Origin of the sequence: Leucobacter japonicus, assembly GCF_001273855.1 — a bacterium.
Taxonomy (GTDB): Bacteria; Actinomycetota; Actinomycetes; order Actinomycetales; family Microbacteriaceae; genus Leucobacter; species Leucobacter japonicus.
Window position 1 is genome coordinate 20,755 of the sequence record NZ_JHBX01000109.1, and the last position, 22,187, is coordinate 42,941.

The 22,187-nt window shown below is 67.4% G+C and carries 21 protein-coding genes and 1 pseudogene; 12 read left to right on the forward strand and 10 right to left on the reverse strand.

Annotation, left to right across the window (positions count from 1 at the left end; genetic code table 11):
* The first annotated feature begins 201 nt into the window (after positions 1 to 201).
* Positions 202 to 597, forward strand: a complete 396-nt coding sequence (locus tag AMS67_RS11480; protein ID WP_053387516.1) for an MmcQ/YjbR family DNA-binding protein — start codon at positions 202 to 204, stop codon at positions 595 to 597.
* Between the two features lie 145 nt (positions 598 to 742).
* A complete protein-coding gene (locus AMS67_RS11485; protein WP_053387517.1) occupies positions 743 to 1,117 on the forward strand; it encodes a VOC family protein in 375 nt (124 codons plus the stop codon).
* Here the strand turns inward: AMS67_RS11485 and AMS67_RS11490 are convergent.
* The 4 genes from AMS67_RS11490 to AMS67_RS11505 form a co-directional block, all read right to left on the reverse strand.
* Positions 1,098 to 1,625, reverse strand: a complete 528-nt coding sequence (locus tag AMS67_RS11490) for a hypothetical protein (RefSeq protein WP_053387587.1) — start codon at positions 1,623 to 1,625, stop codon at positions 1,098 to 1,100. The genes AMS67_RS11485 and AMS67_RS11490 overlap by 20 nt on opposite strands.
* 115 nt (positions 1,626 to 1,740) lie before the next feature.
* On the reverse strand, positions 1,741 to 3,912 hold the full coding sequence (locus tag AMS67_RS11495; protein ID WP_053387518.1) for an HtaA domain-containing protein: 2,172 nt from the start codon (positions 3,910 to 3,912) through the stop codon (positions 1,741 to 1,743).
* A 334-nt stretch (positions 3,913 to 4,246) separates the two neighbouring features.
* Positions 4,247 to 5,176, reverse strand: a complete 930-nt coding sequence (locus AMS67_RS11500) for a methyltransferase family protein (RefSeq protein ID WP_241488063.1) — start codon at positions 5,174 to 5,176, stop codon at positions 4,247 to 4,249.
* A 7-nt stretch (positions 5,177 to 5,183) separates the two neighbouring features.
* Positions 5,184 to 7,733 carry a helix-turn-helix transcriptional regulator gene (locus AMS67_RS11505; RefSeq protein WP_053387519.1) on the reverse strand — a complete coding sequence of 850 codons (2,550 nt, stop codon included), beginning with the start codon at positions 7,731 to 7,733 and terminating at the stop codon, positions 5,184 to 5,186.
* Positions 7,734 to 8,018: 285 nt separating this feature from the next.
* Between AMS67_RS11505 and AMS67_RS11510 the strand changes: the two genes are divergently transcribed.
* From AMS67_RS11510 to AMS67_RS11520, 3 genes are read left to right on the forward strand one after another with little or no spacing between them, the layout of a single operon-like run.
* Positions 8,019 to 8,918, forward strand: a complete 900-nt coding sequence (locus tag AMS67_RS11510; RefSeq protein WP_053387520.1) for an ABC transporter substrate-binding protein — start codon at positions 8,019 to 8,021, stop codon at positions 8,916 to 8,918.
* A gap of 11 nt (positions 8,919 to 8,929) precedes the next feature.
* Positions 8,930 to 9,958: an amino acid ABC transporter permease gene (locus tag AMS67_RS11515; protein WP_053387521.1), complete on the forward strand. Its 1,029-nt coding sequence runs from the start codon at positions 8,930 to 8,932 to the stop codon at positions 9,956 to 9,958.
* Entirely contained in the window at positions 9,955 to 10,734 is a 780-nt protein-coding gene (locus tag AMS67_RS11520) for an amino acid ABC transporter ATP-binding protein (protein WP_053387522.1), read from the forward strand. Before AMS67_RS11515 ends, AMS67_RS11520 begins: the two co-directional genes overlap by 4 nt.
* 214 nt (positions 10,735 to 10,948) lie before the next feature.
* Here the strand turns inward: AMS67_RS11520 and tagD are convergent, their stop codons facing one another.
* From tagD to AMS67_RS11535, 3 genes are all read right to left on the reverse strand, one after another.
* Positions 10,949 to 11,347 carry a glycerol-3-phosphate cytidylyltransferase gene (gene tagD, locus AMS67_RS11525; protein WP_053387523.1) on the reverse strand — a complete coding sequence of 133 codons (399 nt, stop codon included), beginning with the start codon at positions 11,345 to 11,347 and terminating at the stop codon, positions 10,949 to 10,951.
* A gap of 67 nt (positions 11,348 to 11,414) precedes the next feature.
* Positions 11,415 to 12,134 carry a GntR family transcriptional regulator gene (locus AMS67_RS11530; RefSeq protein WP_053387524.1) on the reverse strand — a complete coding sequence of 240 codons (720 nt, stop codon included), beginning with the start codon at positions 12,132 to 12,134 and terminating at the stop codon, positions 11,415 to 11,417.
* Between the two features lie 27 nt (positions 12,135 to 12,161).
* Positions 12,162 to 12,851 (reverse strand): GntR family transcriptional regulator, encoded by a 690-nt coding sequence (locus AMS67_RS11535; RefSeq protein WP_053387525.1) that lies wholly within the window; start codon positions 12,849 to 12,851, stop codon positions 12,162 to 12,164.
* 142 nt (positions 12,852 to 12,993) lie between these two features.
* Between AMS67_RS11535 and AMS67_RS11540 the strand changes: the two genes are divergently transcribed.
* From AMS67_RS11540 to AMS67_RS17370, 5 genes are all read left to right on the forward strand, one after another.
* Positions 12,994 to 13,545, forward strand: a complete 552-nt coding sequence (locus AMS67_RS11540) for a hypothetical protein (RefSeq protein WP_053387526.1) — start codon at positions 12,994 to 12,996, stop codon at positions 13,543 to 13,545.
* A gap of 68 nt (positions 13,546 to 13,613) precedes the next feature.
* Positions 13,614 to 14,147: a S26 family signal peptidase gene (locus AMS67_RS11545; protein ID WP_053387527.1), complete on the forward strand. Its 534-nt coding sequence runs from the start codon at positions 13,614 to 13,616 to the stop codon at positions 14,145 to 14,147.
* Positions 14,144 to 14,773 carry a hypothetical protein gene (locus AMS67_RS11550; protein WP_053387528.1) on the forward strand — a complete coding sequence of 210 codons (630 nt, stop codon included), beginning with the start codon at positions 14,144 to 14,146 and terminating at the stop codon, positions 14,771 to 14,773. Before AMS67_RS11545 ends, AMS67_RS11550 begins: the two co-directional genes overlap by 4 nt.
* Before the next feature lie 127 nt (positions 14,774 to 14,900).
* Entirely contained in the window at positions 14,901 to 16,934 is a 2,034-nt protein-coding gene (locus tag AMS67_RS11555) for a hypothetical protein (RefSeq protein ID WP_162230852.1), read from the forward strand.
* Entirely contained in the window at positions 16,931 to 17,095 is a 165-nt protein-coding gene (locus tag AMS67_RS17370) for a hypothetical protein (RefSeq protein ID WP_156316633.1), read from the forward strand. The genes AMS67_RS11555 and AMS67_RS17370 overlap by 4 nt, the downstream gene beginning before the upstream one ends.
* 65 nt (positions 17,096 to 17,160) lie before the next feature.
* Here the strand turns inward: AMS67_RS17370 and AMS67_RS11560 are convergent, their stop codons facing one another.
* From AMS67_RS11560 to AMS67_RS11570, 3 genes are read right to left on the reverse strand one after another with little or no spacing between them, the layout of a single operon-like run.
* Positions 17,161 to 17,376, reverse strand: a complete 216-nt coding sequence (locus AMS67_RS11560; protein WP_053387530.1) for an SCO4848 family membrane protein — start codon at positions 17,374 to 17,376, stop codon at positions 17,161 to 17,163.
* Positions 17,377 to 17,385: 9 nt separating this feature from the next.
* Entirely contained in the window at positions 17,386 to 18,573 is a 1,188-nt protein-coding gene (locus AMS67_RS11565; protein ID WP_053387531.1) for an MFS transporter, read from the reverse strand.
* Positions 18,560 to 19,243, reverse strand: coding sequence for a FadR/GntR family transcriptional regulator (locus AMS67_RS11570; RefSeq protein ID WP_053387532.1), 684 nt, complete (start codon positions 19,241 to 19,243; stop codon positions 18,560 to 18,562). Before AMS67_RS11570 ends, AMS67_RS11565 begins: the two co-directional genes overlap by 14 nt.
* Positions 19,244 to 19,353: 110 nt before the next feature.
* Between AMS67_RS11570 and AMS67_RS11575 the strand changes: the two genes are divergently transcribed.
* Together AMS67_RS11575 and AMS67_RS18020 are read left to right on the forward strand one after the other, a co-directional pair.
* Positions 19,354 to 20,406, forward strand: coding sequence for an amidohydrolase family protein (locus AMS67_RS11575; protein ID WP_053387533.1), 1,053 nt, complete (start codon positions 19,354 to 19,356; stop codon positions 20,404 to 20,406).
* A 350-nt stretch (positions 20,407 to 20,756) separates the two neighbouring features.
* Positions 20,757 to 22,187 (forward strand): annotated as a pseudogene (locus AMS67_RS18020) (ABC transporter substrate-binding protein).

Consider the following 22,187-nt stretch of genomic DNA (forward strand, 5'->3'; position numbering starts at 1 on the left):
CCTCGCTGCACCACCTCCCGTCGCGCAGGAGAAATCTGCCCCCGCGGTCATGCCCTGGGCATCTCGCCCGCGCGACGCAATTTCTCCTGCGCGACGAGAGTCGACGAGAGGCGGCGGGCGGCCCGGGCAGAGACGCAGTCGCGGGATCGCCCGGCCCAGATCACCCGCGCGATTGTCGGCGGCATGCGTCACAATCGATGCATGGACGCCCACGAGTTGCAGCAGCGCGCCGCCGCGCGAGCCGATGAATTGCCCGGCGCGGTGCTCGAGCACCCGTTCGGGCCCGATGCCGACGTCTACAAGGTGCACGGCAAGGTCTTCATGCTGATCTCGGCACTGCGCGGCGACGGCATCGTCACGCTGAAGTCGGCCCCGGCCGACGCGAACGTGCTGCGCGAGGCCTACGCCGACATCGCGCCCGGCTACCACATGAACAAGAAGCACTGGATCACGGTGTCGGGCGGTGGGACGCTCGAAGCCGAGCTGCTCGATGATCTCGTCACCGAGTCATATCTGCTCGTTGTCGAGACCCTGCCGAAGCACGCCCGCCCCGTCGACCCGGCGCAGTTCGGGCGCCGCGCAGAAGAGGTGCGCTGACCCGGAGTGGGCAGTACTCTGGCTCTGATGATGACCAGTCAGGCCCACGCGGGCCGCTCCCGGATCGGCGACCTGGTCGCTCCCTGATCCGTGCCCCTCCTGGTGCGAGTGACACTTCACCCACTCGCATCGACCCAGGAGCATCATGACCGCACGTTTCAACCACACCATCATCGCCTCGCGCGATGCGGCCGAAATGGCCGACTTCTACGCGACGCTGCTCGAAGCCGAGCGCGCGCCCGGCTGGGGCCCGTTCCTCAACCTCAGCATCGCCGACGGGGTGCTGCTGCAATTCGCGTCTCCGCCCATGGAGTTTCCGCCGCAGCACTACGCCTACCTGCTCGACGACGCGCACTTCGATCGCGCGTACGACTGGATCTCCGAGTGCGGGCTCGAGCACTGGGCCGACCCGCAGCGTCAGCGAGCCGGCGAGATCAATGATGAGCACGGGGGCCGCGGGGTCTACCTGCTCGACCCGTCGGGGCACTACCTCGAGTTGATCACGCGCCCGTATCTGTAGGGCGAGAGGTTCCCTGTGAGTCGTCGGCTGACACCACCCGGAACACCTCGCTCAAGTGGTCACCGCGCAGAAAGTCGCCGATGCCGATCATGATGAGGCTGAAGATGATCTGCTCGGTGATCATCCATCCGGGGTAGAGCCCGGGAATCGCCGCCATGACGAGCGTGATGACCGGGAAGATCTGCGCGAAGAGTCGCAGGCGGCGGTACGCCCAGTACCAGCCGCGAGCGGCTCGCCAGGCGAAGTAGCAGAGGGTCACGGTCATGGCGAGCACCACGAACGAGCGCATCCACACGGCGAACGGCACGGTGCCACCTGCGGCGGTGATCCACACCGCGGCGACCGCGGCGGCAAGGCCGATCAGCAGCTCGACCACGAGCAGCCAGGTGATCCAGCGGAATGCGCGGCGCGTCTTCGGGTGCGAGAGGCCGGCGGCGGCCACGCGCACACCGGCCTGACGCCCGCCGGCGATGCGGTCGAGACGGAGCAGCAGGGCGTCGAGTGCCATGCCGTCAGCGTACCGAATCGCGCTGACGTCGCAGGGCGATCGGTGCTCGGGGCGCAACGGTCAACATTTGGGGGCAGGATCGGGGTGCGCGGAATGCTCCGCGCACCCCAGACCGTTAGTCCTGCGCGCTTGCGTGCGCGCGGGCGTGCTGCAGGCGGCGCGCACCGAACGCGAGGCCGCCGAGCACGATCAGCGCGGCACCCCCGATAACCCACGGGGTGAGCGACGCGCTGCCGGTGGTCGCGAGACCCGACGCGGTCGCTGCTGCGGGCTGTGCGGCTTCGGTTGCCGAGGAGGCCTCGGCGCTCGAGCCCGCGGCTCCCGACGCGTTCGTGCCCTCGGCGGCGGCCGATCCGGCACCGGCTGATGCCGAGCCGCCGTCGGCACTTGCGCTCGCATCGGCGCCCGCTCCATCAGCTCCCGACTCGGCGGTCGCTCCGCCATCGGCGTCGCCGACCGGTGTCGCCGCCGCGAGAGTGGCGGCGAATGCGAACGGCAGCGGGGGCTTCTCGGCGTCCATCGACGCGCCCGTGGTCAACCACCAGGGCTGCAGCTGGGGGTCGAGCCACTGCACGAAGTCGGCGGGGTACGAGTTGGGGTACGTGCGCGACTCGAGGGTTAGTGCGCGGTCGAAGAAGTCGGGTTGTGCGGTGAGCGCGTACGCATCGCCCTCGCTCGTCACCGACGCGTTCGAGAACGTGGCGAGTGTGACGCGGCGGTAGCCGTCGCTCTGCAGCGCACCGCTGACCTTCCACGAGACGTCGAAGCTCAGCGACCCGGTTCCGTCGGCGTCGATCTGCAGGCGGGGGTTGCCGAGGATCGTCGTCACTTCGGGTGCGAGGGCCGGGTAATGCTGAATGAAGATGCCGCCGTCCCAGACCAGATCCGCGGCTCCGCTCGCGCGGTCGACCCAGCCGGTGCCGTTCGAGAACCCGTAGTCGGTGCCGGTCTTCACCGCGTCGCCGAGTGCGCGCGGGCCCCAGGCCTGCATGTACGTGTTGATCGCCCAGGTGAGTGCACCGTCGGTGGTTGCGCTGGCGCCCGCGGGAGTCGCGCTGGCAGTCGGGGCAGCGGGCCCCTCCCACGGCTCGTTCACCGTCGGCTCCTCGGGGCCGGCCTCCTGGCCGGGGGTGACCTCGCGCTCCGTGACGACGGGGGTGTCGCCGGCCCGCGAGATCTCGCTCAGGCGGTCGGAGTAGGGGTGGCTCGCGAAGATGCGCGACCCGTCGGCGCTGATGCCGAGGCCCCAGGTGTCGGCGTAGGGCGATCCGGTGCCCTGGGTGACGCCCGCGGCGGTGAAGTCGACTGCGGTTTCCGCCGTCCAGGTGTCGGGGCGGATCACCGAGACCGTATTGGTGAAGCCGTCGGTGGTGACGACCTCGTGCGTCGCGGGGTTGACCGCCATCTCGTAGACGTTCTCGCCGACCTCGACGGGAGTGCCGACGAACCGGCCGTCGGCGACGCGCAGGCTCACGACCTTCGTGCGATCCCACGAATCGCTGATGGTCGGGTTGACGGCGATGTGCAGCTCGCCGAGGGTTTCATCCATGGCGAGAGCGGCGGCTCGGCCGCCGACCGGGGTGCCGTCGACGACGAGCGCCGAGACCGGGAACGCGAGCGAATCAACCCACGCGCCGGTGATGGTGCTGTAGCCGGTGATGACCTTTGCGCGGCCCTCGGCGATCCACACCATGTGGTTCGTGGCGTCGTACACCGCGTCCTTGATCAGCGGGTAGCGTTCGGTGCTGATCGCAATGGGGGTCGAGACCTCTCCTGTGTTCGGGTCGACGCGGGTGAGTGCCGTCGAATCGAAGACGTAGACCACGCCGGTGTCGGTGTCTTCGACGAGCCCGCTCGGATATGACGGTGTGCCCGCGAGCTCGCGGGTCTCGAATGTCGGCGACGTGAGGTCGACGATCGCGAGCGTCTGCGACGTGTTGAAGACGACGTAGAGGCGATTGCCGTCAGCGCTGAGCGCGATGTCGGTCGGGTCGCTCTGCGGCAGCGTGATGGTGCTGCCCGACGGGGCGCCCGTGGCGATGTCGAACCAGGTGATCTGGCCCGGGCCAGAGCTCGGATCGACGGTGACGTACACCCGACCGCGGGCGTCGTCGACGACCGCATCACGGCTGGTCTCGCCCACGGTTGCGGTCGTGGTCAGTGAGAACTGGGAGCTGTCAGCGTGCGCTGAAAGCGGGGTGAGGATGAGCGCGAGACCGGCGAGCAGCAGCGCGACGAGCGCTCCCGCCGCGGCGCGCGCGGAGACGGATGGGTGGAAAGCAGGCACAACAAAGCCCCTCAATGGCAGGCGGATACAATTAACAATCCATCATACTTAGGGTTGCCTTGCCTACATCGGCCCAATGTGGGCCGCGCGAGTGTCAAGGGAAATGCATAGACGCGGCCCGGAATGCGAGTCAGGCGCGCAAAACGGATGTGACTCAGGCTGACCTATACAACATCAGATGTATGACGCGCAATCGATCATTTCACATGTTGCGTTCGTACCTTCATAGCTAGGAACCGGTCGTTGTCACCGCATGGTCGGCTCCTTGACTCATGAAGTTCGGCTCCTGTCGGGTGTGCGCCCGCCGGGAGCCGAGCTGTTTCTCCGGCAGATGTCAGTCGCGCGGCAGGCGCGGCACCCAGCAGGCGACGCGGGCCGCGTATGCGTCGAATTCTGCGCCGAACCGGGCGCGCAGGTTGGCTTCTTCGTGCGGTCGCACGACCCAGTTCCAGAACAGCGACCCAGCCACTGCGTAGGCGACGACGAGCCATGATCCGAGAATCAGACCGACGGCGATTCCCTGCACGACTCCCGCGATCGCCATGGGATTGCGTACCCAGCGATACGGGCCGGCGACGACGAGGCGGGTGGCGGTCTCTGCCGGGAGCGGGGTGCCGGCTCCGCGGGTCGACATGGTGAACCCTGACCACAGCCCCAGCGCGCTCGCCACGGTCAGCAGCACGGCGCCGACGATCGGCACGGCGATCGGAACGCCGACGCGCAGCCCCCACCGCGACTCGAGCACCGTGATGATGACGGGGAGCACGAGCAGAAAGCCGCCCCAGAACACGACGATCTGCTGCGCGGTGCGCGCCACGTGCCGACCCGCGGGCGCGGCGGAGGCCTCGCGGAACGCGAACGGGCCGACGAGTACCCATTCGGTGGGGAGGCGACCGCGCCAGACGAGCAGCCCGGCCCCAACACTGCCGGCGGCGGCGAGCACCATCGCGAGCGCGCCCCAACCGGCGAGCCCGGTCGCCGTCGCGTACCCGCACATGCCCGCGGCGACGAGAGCGGTCCAGGGCACGGCGATCCAGATCGCCCACCGCACGCCGCACGCGACCAGCGCCGAGGCGACCACGAACAGGGGAATGTCGAGTGCGGCAGTCAGTGCGGGATCAAGCCCGCCGAGCGTCGCCGTGCATACCGAGGGCAGGCTGGACACGCAGATCCACCATGCGGCGCCCGCAATCGCCTGCACCGCGAAGTACGCGCGGCCGAGTGCGGGTGTGAACATGCGATGCGTCGCCGAGTGCGCCGTCATCGTCGAACTAGACCAGCCCCATCTGGCGCGCACGCGCGAGCGCTTCGGTGCGGCTCGATACCTTCAGCTTTCGGTAGATGCTGCGCGTCTGCGTCTTGATGGTGTTCGACGAGACGTGGAGGTCGCCGGCGATGTCGTCGATCGATCCGCCGCGCGCGAGCTCGACGAGCACGAGCGCTTCGCGCTTCGAAAGCTCCTCGAGCATCACCTCGTCGCCCGCGAACGGGGTGCCCGGGGGCTGGCGCCAGATGTCGGTCGGCACGAGCGAGCGCAGCACGGCGATGTCGCCCGCCGGCAGCCACGACAGCGGCAGCCGGTTGTCGAGTCGATCGAGCGTGAGCAGCGCCTGCGTGGCGAGCGTGGTCGCGAACTCGGCGTTGCCGAGGCGCGCGTGGGTGGCAGCCCGCAGCAGCTGGTGCTGCACCGCTTGAGACGGAAAGAGTTCGGACTCATCGATGGCTTCGAGCTGCGCGAGCGCCTCGTTGGGCTGCGACGAGAGCAGCGCCAGACGGGTGCGCGCCAGCAGCGTCGCCGTGTTGTCGCCATCGTGGGTCAGCGCAGCACGGGCGCGAATCAGGTCGCCGGTGGCCAACAAGAACTCGCCGCGCAGCGATTGCAACTGTTCGGCCCAGCCGTCACTGATCGGGAAGTGCTGGCGCTGCGCGAGCGCGGCGTCGAACTCGTGCAGCCCGCGAGCGGCCTGGTCGGCCATGAGGCGCGTCGCCCCGCGGGTCCACACGATCGCAGGCCAGAGCTCGAATTCGTCGAGGCGATCGATCACGGGCTGCAGGGCGTCGAATGCGGCTTCATGGCGACCGAGGCTCGACGCGCGCATCGCGGTCGCGAGGTGCCACCCGATGCTCTGCAGCGACCCCTGCCAGCCGGGGCGCGAGCTGTCGATGGCGCTCAGCTCGCGCTTGGCCGCGCGCAGGTCGCCGAGGCGGCCGTGCGCGAACGCCAGCACCGCATGCAGGTGCGCTCGGCGCCCCGAGTGCGCGTCGTCGCTCGACTCCGCCGCCAACTCGATGGCCGCGGGAATGCGGGCGGCCAGAATCTCAGTGATGATCACCTGCATGCGCGCGGCGAACATGCCGGATCGCCAGCTCGGCGACCCCATCGGCCCGAGGCGCAAGAACTCCTCGCCGACCTCGGCGGCCTCGGTGTATTCGCGGTTCACCCGCAGGCCGGCGAACCGTGCGAGCAGCAGCAGGCGCCCGGCAGCCCCCTGCACATCCGCAGCGCGCGAGGCGAGGGTCGGCATGCCGATCTGCAAGAGCTCGCGAATGCGCGGCGTCGGAATCGTCGCCGTTTCGCTCAGCGCAACCGCGATCATGATCGGAATCGTGCCCTCGCGAGACATCCGCTCAGGCGATATCGTCTCCGCAATCGTGATCAGTTCTTGTGTGCGGCGGCCGCTGATCTCCGAGTAGTTCCGCACGAAGTGCGGGAAGATGGCACGGTCCATATGGCCGTCGATGAGCAGCTCGAGTATTTCGATCGGATCGGCGAGCTCGTAGAGCTGCTCGAAGGCGAGGCGGCGAATCTCGGCCACGCGATCCTCCGAGAATTCACGCAGTGCGCGAGGGCGCAGCGCCGTGCTCATCAGCGTGTGCAGGCGGAAGGTCTTGCGCCCCGCCGCCATCGCGATGCGGCCGATGCCGGCCTGGTCGAATCGCTCGAACCACGACCATGCGGCGGCACCGCCGAGTTGTTCGGCCAGGCGCTCATCGACCTCGGGGCTCAGTGCCGAGGCGAGTGCGAGGTCGGTGGCGGCGCCGCTCTCGAAGGTTGGGGCGAAGTCCGCGAGCAGGCCTTCGACGCCGCTTGCGACCTCGTCGGTCGACGGTCGACGCGTGCCCCCGCGCGAGAGCTGCTGCATCACCGACAGCGCGAGGCGCACCGCGAGCGGATGCCCTCGGGTCGCGCGGCGCAGGGCCGTGACCTCAGAATCGGTGAGCCGGTAGGGGAGCGAGCGCGCGACCGCCGCGAGCTCGGTCGCGCTGAACGCCAGCTCGTGCGAGCCCAGCACGGTGACGTCAAGGCCGGCGGCAGTCAGGGGAACTTCGAAACGCGTCGTCGACCGTGACGTCGCGAACAGTTGGAGGTGCGGCGATCGGCGCAGCAGCGAGACCAGCTGATCTTGCAGATCGGCGCCGATGAAGTGGAGATCGTCGATCGCGAGCGTGATGGGGAAGGGATCGCGCATCGTGGCGGAGATGACGAGCGAGAGGGCTTCCTGCGGAGGGATGCGCCCACTCATATAGTCGTTGGTCAAGCCGCCGAAGGTTTCTGGGCGGGCCGCAGACAGTGCTTGCAGCATCCGCAGCCAGAAGCTCCGGGGCTCGCTGGCACCCTCGTCGAGTGCGATCCAGGCGACCTGCCGCTCGGCTTGCGTCGGGAGCCACTGCGAGATCAGCTCAGTCTTGCCGGCGCCCTGCTCGGCATTGAGCACGACAATGCGGCCGGCAGCCGCGAGTTGCGAGAGCAGCTCCGCACGCCGCAATTGACCGTTCGCATCGAACGAAGAAACGCCGTCGTCGGCAACGTCTCCCGGCACCGCGCTCTCCTTGTTCCCCCCGTGACCGAACCGGGGCTGTGCGCGAGCACAAGCGCCTTCCGGGTTCAGCCGGCCCTGTGTGGACCCCATGTCAGCTTAACCGGAATGTTATGTCTGGTGCTCGACGTGTTGACGCGGCGGTATTCCGCGGCAGCGCGGTGCCAGCAACAGTCTGTCTCTGGACCGGGGGAGAGACTCTGTCACAGATTCGACACACGAGCGCAGTATGCTCAGGGGCAAGATTCCGCCGGATCACCCGGCGCCTCAATCGACCTGGAGAAATCAATGAAGATTCGTTACGCGCTCCCCGCTCTCGCAGCGGCGGCCCTGCTCACGCTGACCGGTTGCGTCAACAACGCGGAGTCGGAGGGCGGCGGGTCGGGCAGCACCTCGGCTCCGTCGGCCGACATCACCGCAGACGACGCCGCGGTCGCGCTCCTGCCGAAAGACATCAAGGACTCGGGCGAACTGACGATCGGTACCGACGCCGAGTACCCGCCGAACGAATACAAGGATGCCGATGGCAATCCGACCGGCTGGGGCGTGACGCTCGCTGAAGCGGTCTCCGCGAAGCTCGGCCTCGAGCCCAAGTGGGAGATCCTCGGCTTCGACAGCATCATCCCCCGCATCCAAGAGGGCGCGCTCAACATGGGCTCGTCGTCGTTCACCGACAACGTCGAGCGCCAGAAGTCGGTCGACTTCGTCGACTTCCTGAACGCCGGCACGCAGTGGGCATCGGCCAAGGGTGAAGATGTCAACCCGGACGACGCTTGCGGCCTGGTCGTCTCGGTGCAGGCGGGCACCGTGCAAGACACCGATGAGCTGCCCGCGAAGTCGAAGGCCTGCACCGACGCCGGCAAGGAAGCGATCCAGATCTTGCGCTTCGACGGTCAGCCCGAGGTCACCCAGGCCGTCGTCGACGGTCGCGCCGCGGCATTCTCGGCCGACCTGCCCGTGACCGGTGACGCCGTCGCCAAGCTCAGCGACCAGCTGCAGATCACCGGCGAGGTCTTCGACGCCGCACCGTACGGCTTCGCCACGCAGAAGGGCAGCGACACGACCAAAGCCGTGCAGGCGGCGCTGCAGTCGCTCATCGACGATGGCACGTACCTCGACATCCTGAAGGAAGCGGGTATCGAGTCGGGTGCCGTCACCTCCGCCGAGATCAACGCCGGCACGGAGTGATCGCGTAGATCATGACCACCAGCACCACTCCCGGTGCGGGGCAGAGCGCCCCGCACCCCGAGTCGGAGGCCATTGAAGCCATCCGACTCCGGCACCCCTGGCGCACGGTCTTCGCCGTCGTGCTCATCGTGCTCGCCGGGCTCTTCATCTACGACACCGCCGTCAACCGTCCGGTCTACAACTGGGGCGAAGTCGGCAAGTACCTCTTCGACGTGCGCATCGTCGAGGGTGCCTGGTACACGCTGCAACTGACGGTCTACTCGATGATCATCGCGGTCGTGCTCGGCGTCACCGTCGCCGTGATGCGGCAGTCGCCGAACCCGGTCGTCAAAGCCGTCGCCTGGGTCTACCTCTGGCTCTTCCGCGGCACCCCGGTGTACGTGCAGCTCGTCTTCTGGGGCCTGATCCCGACGATCTACAAGTCAATCAGTCTGGGAATCCCGTTCACCGACGCCGTCGCAACGCTGAACACCAAAGACCTGCTGAGCTACTTCACGCTCGCCGTGATCGGCCTGGCACTGAACGAGGCCGCCTACATGGCCGAGATCGTGCGCGCCGGTCTGCTCTCCGTCGACAAGGGGCAAGACGAGGCGGCGACCGCGCTCGGCCTCGGCTGGTGGCACACCATGAGCCGCGTCATTCTGCCGCAGGCCATGCGCGTCATCATCCCGCCGACCGGCAACGAGGTCATCTCGATGCTCAAGACGACCTCGCTCGTGACCGCGGTGCCGTTCACGCTCGACCTCTACGGTCGTGCGCGCGACATCTCGGCGGTCACCTACCAGCCCGTGCCGATGCTGATCTGCGCGTCGATTTGGTACCTGACGGTCACGTCGATCCTGATGGTCGGGCAGTACTTCCTCGAGAAGAAGTTCGCGAAGGGCGTTTCGCAGCGCCCCGACGTGATGAAGCCGACCGTCGAAACCCAGTCGGTGCGCGTCATCGGCCTCACGGACGACACCCACCCGACCTACCCCAGCGCGGGTGGCGGCGAGAACATCGTGCCCCCGCACGAACGACCCGGAGGGGGAGGCGCATGAGCGTCCACGCGACCGATACGCCCATGGTGCTCGCCCAGGGCGTATCGAAGGCATACGGCTCGAACCTCGTGCTCAAGTCGATCTCGCTCGAAGTGCAGCGCGGTGAAGTGCTCTGCCTCGTCGGGCCATCCGGCTCGGGCAAGTCCACGTTCCTGCGCTGCATCAACCACCTCGAAACCGTCAACTCGGGCCGCCTGTCGGTCGATGGCGAACTCGTCGGGTACAAGCAGAAGGGCGACAAGCTCTACGAAATGCACCCGCGCGAAGCGGCAGCGCAGCGCCGCGACATCGGCATGGTGTTTCAGCGCTTCAACCTGTTTCCGCACATGACCGCGCTCGAAAACGTGATGATCGCGCCGACCCTGCTGAAGAAAGGCGACCGCGCGAAGCTGAAGTCGCGCGCGATGGAACTGCTCGCACGCGTCGGGCTCGCCGAGCGCCACGACTACTACCCCGCCCACCTCTCGGGCGGCCAGCAGCAACGCGTCGCCATCGCGCGAGCACTCGCCATGGAACCGAAGCTGATGCTCTTCGACGAGCCCACCTCAGCGCTCGACCCCGAACTCGTCGGCGAAGTGCTCGACGTGATGAAGGGCCTCGCCGAAAGCGGCATGACGATGATCGTCGTGACCCACGAGATGGGCTTCGCCCGCGAAGTCGCCGACAAGCTCGTCTTCATGGACGGCGGCGTCGTCGTCGAAGAAGGCGACCCCACCGAAGTACTCACCAACCCGCAGCGGGAGCGCACCAAAGCGTTCCTCTCGAAGGTGCTGTAGGTCTTCCGCTGCCCTGCAGCGCAGACCGCAAAGCCCGGCTTCGGCGTTCATTGCGATCTCGCGATGTGCCAGTTCGCACATCGCTCGATCTCAAATACGCCGAAGCCGGGCTTTGCGGTCTGCGCTTCCGGGCGGCGTCACCTCACCGCAGCTTCGCTCAGTCGGCGCTCAGGGGTCAGCGTGTGACAAGCGTCTGCGTTTCAGCGTCTGCGCGCTACGCGCCCTCGCCGAGGTCGTTCTTGATCTTCGTCGTTGACACGCCCTCGGTGCGATCGAGGTAGATGACCTCGCAGTAGGGGCGCAAGATCTCGAAACGCTCGTCGCCCTCCCAGTCGCCGCCCATGACCACGGCGTCGATCTCGTACTTCTGCACGTCGCGAATCTTCTGATCCCACGCCTCTTCAGGGATGACGAGGTCGACGTAGCGCACCGCTTCGAGCATGTTCTTGCGCGTCTCGTAGTCGTGGTAGGTCTTCTTGCCCTTGCCGGCGTTGAACTCCTCGGACGATGCGGCGACGACGAGGTAGTCGCCCAGGCCTCGTGCGCGACGCAGCAGACGGATGTGGCCCCAGTGCAGCAGGTCGAACGTTCCGTAGGTCAGAATCCGCTTCATCCCCCCAGTGTACGTTCCGCGGATGTGTCGAGCCGCAGGGGCGCCAGCGCGACAGTTCGCAACCGGGTCAGTTGAGTTCGATCACGCCACTGACGAGGTACGCGTAGAGATCCCGCACAATGTCGGTGCCCTCCAAGCGGTCGCCCTCGCGCACCGCGACCGCCAGCGCGTCGATGGTCGACGCGATCATCCGGGGGTTCCGGGCCGCGAAGAGGTTGCGCACACCGAACGCCAGCGCCGGTCGCTGCGCACGGTGCTGAGCGGCGAGATAGATGTTCTTGGCATACTGCGCCAGCAGGTCGATGAGATCCCAGACGGCCTCGCCGCCGGCGAGCTGGTCGACCTCGGGTTGCGTCCAGATCTCGATCGCTGCGTCGGCTGCGCGACTGAACTCGACGAGTTGCGTGGGGGTGGCGTGCGCGATGCCTTGATCTGCCGCCACGGCGGAGAGGCCGGCCGCTGAGGCCGCGATCGCGACGAACCAGTTCACCGACGGGGAGATCACGGTGCCCGATTTGCCACCGCGCAGTTCGACGAGGTGGCGGCTCTCGAGCACGGTGATGGCCTCTCGGGCGGCCGCAGGGCTCACCTCGAGGTCGGCGGCGATCGACGCGGCGCGAAGCGTCGCTCCGGGGCGGAGATCGCCCGAGAGAATGCGTGCTTGCAGGCGATCGACGGTCGAATCACGACTCGTGCGCCGCACCACGGGCCGGGCCGCGGGCTCGTCGACGGCGTCGAGCAATCGTGCGGAATAGAAGATGTCTCCGCCGCTCCACGAATTCTGCATCGCGCCTCCTGGTGAGTGGTGCCCAGCCTAGTCGCGCTGCAGGGTCGCCGCTGCGGCTCGCAAGGGCAGCACCGAAGCTTGGGTGAACAGGGTCACGATGCGGTCGCGCAGTGCGGCACCGTCCCCGTCCACGACGGCGACGCGCATGTGTTCGAGCTGCTCGCGATTGAACGCGGCGAGCGCGTCGTCGATGGGTCGTGTGAGCACGGTGCGTGTGAGGTGCAGTGCGAGTCGATCGTTCAGCAGGTCGAGAATGACGCGGTTTCCGGCGGCGTCGACGATCAGTGCCCAGAGCGTGAACCACAGTTTGAGTCCGTCGCGCATGGCAGAGCGAGTGAGATCTGAGAGCAGCAGCGCATCGATGCGGTGCAGGATCGCCGTGCGTTGGTCAGGGGTGTACGTCGGGCAGGCGGTGAACGCGCAATATGAGATCAGCGCCGACGCAGACTCCGCGCGGTCTGCTTGGGCAGTGAGATCGACGGGCGCGACACGGGTGAATCGATTTGCCGACATCTCGACGAGGCCGGCATCGACGAGACGAATGATGGCTTCACGAATGGGGGTGCGTGACACGCCGTACTCGTTCTGCAGGTCTTGGTCGCGAATCTCATCGTGCGGTTGCAGCCGGCCCGACACGATCTCCTCCGCGAGGTGCGCGAACACCTGATCGCGAATCAGTGTGCGCGGTCGAAACGGTGTGGGGGACGAGGGCTCCATAGCGCCCACGTTAGCCGCCCGGAAACGAGAGGGCATCAAGTATGTGGAACTGAAATATGAGTACGAGATTCCAAATGTATGCATGCTGATTGCCGAGCGCTCGTCCGATGCAGCTCGCACCCAACAGTCAAAGGAACACCCCATGGCACAGAACACTCGCAAGCGCGCACTCATCGCCGGCGGCATCGCCGCACTGCTCATCGCAGGCGTCTCGACCGGTGGCGCACTCGTCACCCGTGACAGCACGATCTTCGACAACGTCTTCGGCACGGCGAGCGAGGTCCCCCCGACCCCCGCCGAGATGACGGTCACCGGCGACGCGATGTCGAAGGTGTTCACCGCAGCCGTCGACGGCGAGTTCGAGTACGAGAACTACACCGTCACGAACCTGTCTGCAGACAACAGCCTGAAGTTCAACGTCTCTGCGAAGTCGCAGGGTGGCAACGCCGACGTGGCAAAGCTCATGGCGAACCTCGACACCCGCGTGGTCATCGACGGCACCACCATTCCGACCGGCAAGCTCAACAACATGGCGATTCCGGCCGCGAGCCAGCCGACCATCGCGAAGGAAACCGCCAAGAACGTGCGCGTCGAGGTCTTCATCGCCGACGCTGCGGCGTTCCAGGCGGCCAACATCGCTCCCGACACCGAGCTGACCGTCGACTTCCTCTTCGACAGCATCTTCCTGCCGTAATTCCGTCGACGGGCCGGGCGCACTCGCCCGGCCCGTCCGCACGTTCAGACACGAAAGCGAATCGAGCTATGAGCGCACTCATCCATGCCTGGCGCGTCGCCGCCGCACTGGCACTCGCCCTTCTCGTCGCACCTCTGATCTGGACGTGGGGCAGCGGCGATTACTACATGGTCGTCACCGGGGAATCGATGTCGCCGACGTACGCCGTCGGAGACGTGCTCGCGGTGCAGCGCCCGGCGGGCGATGAGTTGATGCGGGATCGCCAGATCGTGGTGGTCTCGACCACTCCGGGCAACAAAGCTGAGCAATACGTGCACCGCGTGATCAGCCACACCGATGAGTCCGCGACACTGCAGGGCGACGGCAACGAGATCGCCGACCCGGCACCGGTCACGCAAGATCTGGTGATGGGCACGCCACGGTTTGCGCTGCAGGGTGTCTGGGCCGATGCATTCCGGTTCATCGAGAGCTGGGGCGGTCGCGTCGTCATCGCGATCACCATGCTTCCCGCCTTCGTCGTCTCGCTTCGCAGGCCGGCCCGTCTCCAGGCTTTCGCAGACACCTCCACTTCTCGCTCAGAACAGGCCACGGTAGGCGCATGATTTCTCCACTTCGCATCTCGGCAGCGGCGCTCAGCGTCGTCTGCATCATCGCAGCCCTGCTGGGCGCATCGGTTGCTCGAGCGACGGCGGATGCCGGTGACTCTTCGGGTTCGGGCCTCACCGTCACCCCGAGTCACGGCCTCTTCGACGTCGAGCTCGCCCCGGGTCAGGTCGAAACACGCATCGCGACCGTCACGAACCTGCAGGGCACGGCGATCCAGTTGCACCTCACCCCTGTCGTCACGGAGCACCAGGGCGACCGGGCGTCGACCGAGCAGGTGCTCTTCGCGGCGAACGCCGACGGCACTTGCCCCGATACGCACGATCTGACGCTGACCGGTGGCGGCTCGATCTCTCATGGTGCCCTGGCCGCAGGTGAGTCCCGCGACGTCTGCATCTCGGTCGAACTGCCGGCCGACGCCACCCCCGCCCCGCCTGGCACGGTGACCGCTGACCTCGTCTTTACGACGATGGCGGGCGGCGACGCGGGTGCCGATGGTCGCGGCGGGCCGTCGCTTGCGCAGACCGGCGGCGTCGCGCCACTCGTGCTGCTCGGCGTCGCCGGGGCCGCACTCCTGACCGGAACCGCGCTCAGCGCACGACGAAAGCAGATCTCCCATGCGTAGCCATGTCCGAAGCATCTGGATGCGCCGCATCCGTACCTCGCGGAGCGTCGCAGCCCGAGCCGTCTGCGGTGTGGTCATCATCGCCGCACTCTGCGCGCCGCACATGACCAGTACCGGTGGTGCGCGCGTGACCGATGAAAGCACCATCTTCGACAATTCCGTGGTGTATCAGCCGAACGCGGTCGCCACGTACTCCGTGTTCGCGGGGAGCACTTTCTCTGGGCAGGCGGGCAACGGCTCGACGTCAGCGGCCACTCCGTTCGGGCAAGTTCAGCCGGAATCGTTCATGCCGCGCGGAACGCAAATCGTCGAGAGAATTCATGAGGTCAACGTCAACCTCGCGCGCACAAGCTCGGGTGAGGTGTATGCCTGGGGGATGAGTTCGGACGGTCAACAAGGGCAGGGCCCTGGCGTGCCTCGTGACGCGGCGATTCGCCCGATGCTCGTCGATTTCTCCGGGACCCGCGCGGCCGGTCAGCCAATCACGGCACTCGCAACCAATGAGAGCGCCGTTTACGCACTGACCGACCGTGGAGATGTCGTCGCTTGGGGGAATGCCGCGAGCGGAAAACTCGGGAATGGGGCTTCGAGCGACATTTTCGCTCCGGTAGACGTGGATCAGTCCGCGATGGGAGCCGTCGATGCCGTGTTCGGGATCTACAAGGGCGTCTGGTTCCGAGCATCTGATGGCAGGATGTGGGGTGTTGGCGACGCCACGATGACGACTGGCATAGAGCACCCGGCTCCCGGCGTTGCAATTGCCACACCGGTCGAGATCACGCACCTGCCGTTCGATGCGGCGCACCTCAAGAAGACTGCCGCCGTAGGCCGGCTCGGCCAGGGGGGATATTGGGGCGGTGCGTTCGCGCTGCTCGATACCGGCGAACTGTATGCGTGGGGGTACGACGATGTCATCTACGGGCACCTCGGTCTGGGGGCGACGCGGAAGGTGTTCACGCCGACGCTGAACCCGACACTTCATGGGATTCCGATCGTCGACATCGCGGCCAACGTGCGCATGGCCACGGGTATGGCACTCGCGGAGAACGGAGACGTCTACACCTGGGGGCGGGGTGACGAAGGACTGCTCGGTTCCGGGACATTCCTTGCCTCAGAGTTTCCGAGGCGCGTCACACTGCCCGCGCCCGCGGTACGCATCAGCATGGGCGTCGCAAATGCTCTCGCACTGCTCGAAGACAACTCGTTGTGGGCGTGGGGCACCGCGATGGATCGGTCTTTTGGTAAGGCAATTGCAAATGGTCAGTACCCCGCTCCGCAGCAGATTCCGACGGATCGGCCCCCGCTGCGCGGCGCAGTCATCATTGAGATTCACACGGGAAGCCCGGCCTCACGGTTGCAGGTAGTGGCGAATGCCGACCCGTCAGTTGCGCCTCAGCGGGGCACGGTGATCCCGAGCGATGCGCCAGCTGCTTCGAACACGGCGCCACTCGCCTTCGACGATGCAACGATCGTGGTCGAAGAGCCGGACGCGCCGCTGACCGTGACGGGTACCGGTGCACCTGGGAGCACGGTCACGATCGACGCCATCGCGATCGAGAGCGATACGCAGGAGTCTGAGTTGCCGCTCGAGGCCGACCCCGCAGCAACCGCTGCCGAGTCGGGGGCACCTGCGGAACCCGAACGAGAAGTGATCGAAGCGCCTGAAGGTGCGTTGCAGTCGGCGTCCGAGCTTATTCGCAAAGCTGACAACGATCTCGAAGAGGCCGACGTGTCAGTAGCGCCGCTCACGCGGCAGCTCGGTGCCGTAGTCGTGGAGGCCGATGGTACCTGGGTGCTCGAACTCCCCACTGGGGTGGATGACGCGGTAGATCAACTCGTGGCGACCACTGCTACAGAACGAGCCGTTGCCGACATCGAACACGCGAGTGCTGCAGCGTCGGAGGACGGATCGGAAACGGCGTGCGACGTGCCGCTGAGCCCGGAAGCGCCCGCGCTGACGCCCGACGAAGGGGCGCGAGCAGATTCCGGGCGCACAGCAGAGGCGGTGAACTGCAGCGACACCGATGCGCGGAGCGAGCCGACGCCAGATGCCCGATCGGCCCTTCCGGGGTCAAGCCCCTGCCCATTGTCAGTGGCCAGGCGTACCCTCGAAATGTGGCCGATGTGCCACGAGGCTCACCTGAACGAGGAGGCACCATGACGCTAACGAACGAGCACCGCACGCCCGATCATGAGTCTGACCCGGCTCACAATGTCGAGGTCGGCCAGGAGTGGACCGACGAGGGCGGCGCATCGCATCTCGGGCCCGCAACGCACACGAAGGCGTCCGACCCCGAGACGATCACCGACGACGAAGAATAGCCTCGGCGAGGCGAGTGCCCGACCGGCAGCAGAGGGGAGCTGCCGGTTGGGCTTCGTCGTGCGGATTACGCGACGAGCACCCAGATGCCCGCGATCGCTGAGACGAGCGCGATGAGCAGCGCGATGCCGATGAGCACCGCGTGCACCTTCAGGAAGGTGGTCGCGCGGCCCTGCTCGTCGCGTGCGCGGGAGTCTTTCGCCACCCGCGTCCAGAATCGCGGCCACACGACCACGTTGTAGAGGGCGTTGATGAGCAGCAGAATTCCTGCGAAGACGGTCATGGCCCCAGTCTAGGCGGCTGCCCCGCGCGAGGCCCGCGCGCTCGTCACACCGAAGATCAGCTCGATGACGGCGACGCCGGCGAGCATCAGCAGCACGGCGGGCCACCCGACGCCGGCCTCGACGAGCAGGCCCGGCACCAGGGGCCCGGCGGCTGCAGCACCGTACCCGATGCCCTGGCTGACCGCGGAGAAGGCGGCCGTCTGCGCCACACTCGGCGCCGTGAAGACGATCAGCGCGATCGAGAGCCCGAAGGCCGAGCTCAGGGCGATGCCGAGCACCGCGATTGCGACCGGCATGAGCGCGACCGGGGCGAACGCGAGCCCGAGCAGTCCGGTGATCGCGAGTGTCGCCGTGACGGTCAGCAGGCCGATGCGCCAGTGCGCGCGCGACGCGAGGCTGGGGGCCGCGAGCGATGCGGGCAGCCCGGCAATACTCATCCATGCGAGCAGCAGTCCGGCCTGCGCCGGGTCGGCACCGCGGTCGACCGCGATCGTGGGCAGCCACGCCGTCAGCGAGAAGTAGATAAGTGCCTGGCAGCCGAAGAACCCGGTCACCGGCCACAGCCCGCGGGCGCGGAAGATCGATTCCCGCGGCGCATCGTGGGCCACGCTCGCGCCGCGTTCACCGCCATCGACGCGCTTGCCGAAGACGAGTGCGAGGCCCAGGGTGACCAGCAGCGGCACCGCCCATGCGGCCAGCGACGGGCCGACTCGATCGCCGAGCGCGTGGAAGAGCGGCACTGAGAGCGCGGCGCCGGTCGCGGCGCTGACGCCGAATGACGTGGTGTAGATCCCGGTCCAGAACCCGCCCCGGGCCGCGAGCGCGTGCCGAATGATCTGCGGCGCGAGAATGCCGAGCAGCGCGATCGAGGCGCCCACGATGACGGTTCCGGCGAAGAGCGTGCCGGGCACGAGCGGGCGCAGCAGGGTCGCGAGCGCGAGCGCGGCGAGCAGTGCGGCGATCGCGCGCGAGAGCCCGAGGCGCGACACGAGCCAGGGGGCAAGCGGTGAGGCGAGGCCGAAGAGCAGCACCGGAATGGCGCTCAGGATCGCAATCGCGGTGTGCGACAGCTCGTAACCGGCGCCGATCTCGCTGAGCAGCGGGGAGACGCTCGTAATCGGGTAGCGAACGCTCAGCCCGACGGCGATCGTGAGTATTCCTGCGGCGACTCCCTGACGGCGGTCAGGGCTGTTCATCGAGCAACTGCTCTTGTTGCGACAGCACCCCGAGGGCGGCGTCGCGGGCCAGATCGGCGTCGCCGGCGGCAATCGCGTGCAGCAGCGCCTCGTGCTGGTCGGCCTGATCGGGGTCGGTGCCGGCGGCCAAGCATGAGGCGTCTGAAATCGACTCGCGCAGCGACGCGTCGAAGCTCGAGTAGATGTCTGAGAGCAGCTGGTTGCCCGAGACGTCAGCGATCGCCAGGTGGAAGGCGACATCGGCTTCGGTGAAGGCCTCGGTGTCGCGGTCTCGAATCGCGTCGCTGCGCTGGGCGAGCAGTGCGGTGAGGCGTTCGACATCGGCGTCGTCGCGAGCGGTCGCGGCCTCCGAGGCAGCGAGCGCGTCGAGTGCGCGTCGCACGCGGATGACCTCGCGGCTGTCGGCGGAGTGCAGGGCGCGGCGTAGGGCGACCTGGGTCGGGTCGGTCGCAATGACGTAGGTGCCGTCGCCCTGGCGGGCCTCGAGCAAGCCGAGCTGCACGAGTGCGCGTACGCCCTCGCGTACGGAGGGGCGGCTGACGCCGAGCGCGACGGTGAGCTCGGCTTCGGAGGGGATGCGGGTGCCGAGCACCCAGCGCCCCTCGCTGATCTCGCGCTTCAGCTCATCGACAACAGTGTCGACCAGGGAGCGCCGTTGAATGTGTCGCACGTGACCATCCTTGCAGATTGCGGGAGTTGTATGGTTATCATATGTCTTACGTTTACCGGACGCCATCCCAGCGGCCGGTTCGAGCGAGATCTTCCGAGAAAGGTTCACCAATGACGGCGACCCCTCCGCCCCTGCTGCGCACCCCCGGCCTCGTCGACGGCCACATCCACCCCGACAAGTCGTCGTGGGGCCGTCCGTGGATGTCACGGCGCCCCGCGAGCACGCTCGCCGAACTCATCGAAAACGACCGCGCGACGCAGTTCGGGTACGACACCTCGGTCGAAGAACGCGCCTTTGCGCTCTTCTCGAACGCGCTCGCGAACGGCACGCTCGCGCTGCGCGCGCACGTGGATGTCGCCTCCGAGCTCGGCACGGCAAACGTCGAGGGCGTTCGCGCCGCAGCGCAGCGGTTGCCCGATCTCACGGTGCAGATCGTCGCCTTTCCGCAGTTCGGTCTGCTCACGAACCCGGGCACGCTCGAGGTCATGGCCGCGTCGCTCGACGCGGGTGCCGACCTGGTCGGCGGCATCGATCCGGGCGGCATCGAGGGAGACCTGCACGGTCACCTCGATGCGGTGTTCGGGCTCGCTGATCGCGCAGGCCGCGACCTCGACATCCACCTGCACGACGGCGGCGAAGACGGGCTCGCGCAGATCCGCGAGATCGCGCGGCGCACCGTCGCCGGTGGCCGCCAGGGTCGCGTCACCATCGGCCATGCGTTCGCGCTGTGCGACGCATCGCTGCCGAGTCTCGGCGAGACCCTCGACCGGGTCGCGGAGGCGGGCATCTGGATCGCGACGTGCGCGCTCGGGCCCGACCCTGTGCCCGATCTCGATCAGTTCGAACGCCACGGCGTGCGCGTCGTCGCCGGGTCCGATGGCGTCCGTGACTCGTGGAGTCCCTTCGGCACCGGCAGCATGGTCGATCGAACGCACCTGCTCGCCTATCGCACCGGTGCGATCACCGACGCCGAGCTCGAACGGGCCTTCCGCATCGCTTCGACGCACGGCGGCGAGATGCTCGGCGTGGCCGAGATCGCCGAGTGGACGCCCGAGAGCGGTACCCGGCTCGAGTTCGCCGCAGAGAACCTGGCGCAGCTGGTGACGGATCGCCCGGCCCCGGTGCGTGTGCTGCGCGACGGGCACGAGGTCGTCGCCCGCTGACCGGCTCGTGGGGTGCTCCGTGACAGCGTCGCTGCGATCCACCCCCGCGTGTACTTTCCCCTGAACCACCCATCACCCTGAACCACCCATCACCACCTGATTCACCCCGCTGGAACAAAGGAGTCCCCGTGACCATCAGACGACCCCTCACGCTGATCGGTGCAGTCGCCGCCGCAGCGCTGACGCTCACCGCATGCTCGGGCGGAGGCGGCGGCAGCGCGGGCGGAGGCCAGGGCAGCGCCGCGTTCGATATCGACGCCGCGAGCCTCGCCACCACGACCGACCCGGGTGCGCAGCCCGTCGACCGCGTGACCTGGAACCTGCCCTACGAACCGCTGTCGCTCGACCCGATGCTGACGTTCAACTACGCCGAGAACACGGTCGATGCGAACCTCTGCGAGGGGCTCACCCGCATCACCCCCGACCTCACCATTGAGAACGCGCTCGCCGAGAAGGTCGAGTCGCCGAACGACACCACGTACGTGTACACCCTGCGCAGCGGGGTGACCTTCTGGGACGGCACGCCGTTGACCGCCTCCGACGTCGTGTTCTCGCTCGGGCGCCAGGTCGGCCCCGACTCGGCGACGTACTGGTCCGACTACTTCAAGAACGTGAGCTCGGTCGAGCAGACCGGCGACAACCAGGTCACCGTGACGCTCTCGCAGCCCGACGCGCTCTTCGAGCAGGGGATGTCGAGTGCGGCCGGCGCCATTGTCTCGAAGGCGGCCGCCGAGTCCGCGGGCGAGCAGTTTGGCACCCCGAAGGGCGGGCTCATGTGCACCGGCCCGTTCTCGCTCGCGAGCTGGGAGCCCGGCAAGGCGATCACGCTCGCGAAGAACGCCGACTACTGGGATGCGAACCTCGTGCCGAAGGTCGAGGAGCTCTCGTTCAGCTTCATCGCTGATGAGTCGACCGCGGTGAACGCACTGCGCACCGGTGACGTCGACGGCCAGTTCTTCTACCTGCCACCAGCCGGGCTCACGCAGCTCGAGAACAGCGATGCGTCGATCACCTTCGGCAAGTCGTATATCTTCTGGTCGCTGCGCGCGATTCAGGAGACGGGCACCTTCTCGAACCCGAAGGTGCGCGAGGCGCTGCTCGCCGCAATCGACACGCAGGCCATCGCCGACGTGGTGTTCCAGGGCGCCGCGATCCCGTCGCCGGTGCTCACCGGGCCCGCCTACTAAGGCGATGACGAGGCCGGCAAGCTGTTCCAGGAGGCGTTCGACAGCTACTCCGTGAAGCCCGACATCGAGAAGGCGAAGTCGTTGCTCGCCGAAGCCGGCGACGTCTCGGCTCCCATCGTGCTCGGCGTGCAGGGCTCCTCGGCCGTGCACGAGCAGACGGCCAACCTGATCCAGGCCGCCGGCGAGGCTATCGGGCTCAAGATCGAGACCAAGGTGATTCCGGTCGAGCAGTTCGGCAACCTCTATTTCGACCCGAAAGCACGCGAGGGCCTCGACGGCTTCTTCACGACCTACTACGGCAACGTGACCGACCCGCTCGACGTGTACACGACGTTCACGCCCGACAGCACCAACAACTTCATCAAGTACGACGGCGCCGCGCAGGAGCTCGACGACGCTCGCAAGACGCTCGACCCGGTCGAGCGCGCGAAGTACACGATCGCCGCGCAGGAGAAGATCACGCGCGACCTGCCGTGGCTGCCGATGGGCGACCTGCCGGTGATCCTGGTGCAGAACAACGGCATCTCGGGGGCGACGGCATCGTCGGCCTACCTCGGCTACCCCTGGGCGGCCACTATCGGAGGCGTGGAGTAG

Bases quoted from the DNA above. Each gene is read 5' to 3' on its own strand.
- AMS67_RS11480 (WP_053387516.1), top strand. From the start codon at position 202: ATGGACGCCCACGAGTTGCAGCAGCGCGCCGCCGCGCGAGCCGATGAA.
- AMS67_RS11485 (WP_053387517.1), top strand. From the start codon at position 743: ATGACCGCACGTTTCAACCACACCATCATCGCCTCGCGCGATGCGGCC.
- AMS67_RS11490 (WP_053387587.1), bottom strand. From the start codon at position 1,625: ATGGCACTCGACGCCCTGCTGCTCCGTCTCGACCGCATCGCCGGCGGG.
- AMS67_RS11500 (WP_241488063.1), bottom strand. From the start codon at position 5,176: ATGACGGCGCACTCGGCGACGCATCGCATGTTCACACCCGCACTCGGC.
- AMS67_RS11510 (WP_053387520.1), top strand. From the start codon at position 8,019: ATGAAGATTCGTTACGCGCTCCCCGCTCTCGCAGCGGCGGCCCTGCTC.
- AMS67_RS11515 (WP_053387521.1), top strand. From the start codon at position 8,930: ATGACCACCAGCACCACTCCCGGTGCGGGGCAGAGCGCCCCGCACCCC.
- AMS67_RS11520 (WP_053387522.1), top strand. From the start codon at position 9,955: ATGAGCGTCCACGCGACCGATACGCCCATGGTGCTCGCCCAGGGCGTA.
- tagD (WP_053387523.1), bottom strand. From the start codon at position 11,347: ATGAAGCGGATTCTGACCTACGGAACGTTCGACCTGCTGCACTGGGGC.
- AMS67_RS11530 (WP_053387524.1), bottom strand. From the start codon at position 12,134: ATGCAGAATTCGTGGAGCGGCGGAGACATCTTCTATTCCGCACGATTG.
- AMS67_RS11535 (WP_053387525.1), bottom strand. From the start codon at position 12,851: ATGGAGCCCTCGTCCCCCACACCGTTTCGACCGCGCACACTGATTCGC.
- AMS67_RS11540 (WP_053387526.1), top strand. From the start codon at position 12,994: ATGGCACAGAACACTCGCAAGCGCGCACTCATCGCCGGCGGCATCGCC.
- AMS67_RS11545 (WP_053387527.1), top strand. From the start codon at position 13,614: ATGAGCGCACTCATCCATGCCTGGCGCGTCGCCGCCGCACTGGCACTC.
- AMS67_RS11550 (WP_053387528.1), top strand. From the start codon at position 14,144: ATGATTTCTCCACTTCGCATCTCGGCAGCGGCGCTCAGCGTCGTCTGC.
- AMS67_RS17370 (WP_156316633.1), top strand. From the start codon at position 16,931: ATGACGCTAACGAACGAGCACCGCACGCCCGATCATGAGTCTGACCCG.
- AMS67_RS11560 (WP_053387530.1), bottom strand. From the start codon at position 17,376: ATGACCGTCTTCGCAGGAATTCTGCTGCTCATCAACGCCCTCTACAAC.
- AMS67_RS11565 (WP_053387531.1), bottom strand. From the start codon at position 18,573: ATGAACAGCCCTGACCGCCGTCAGGGAGTCGCCGCAGGAATACTCACG.
- AMS67_RS11575 (WP_053387533.1), top strand. From the start codon at position 19,354: ATGACGGCGACCCCTCCGCCCCTGCTGCGCACCCCCGGCCTCGTCGAC.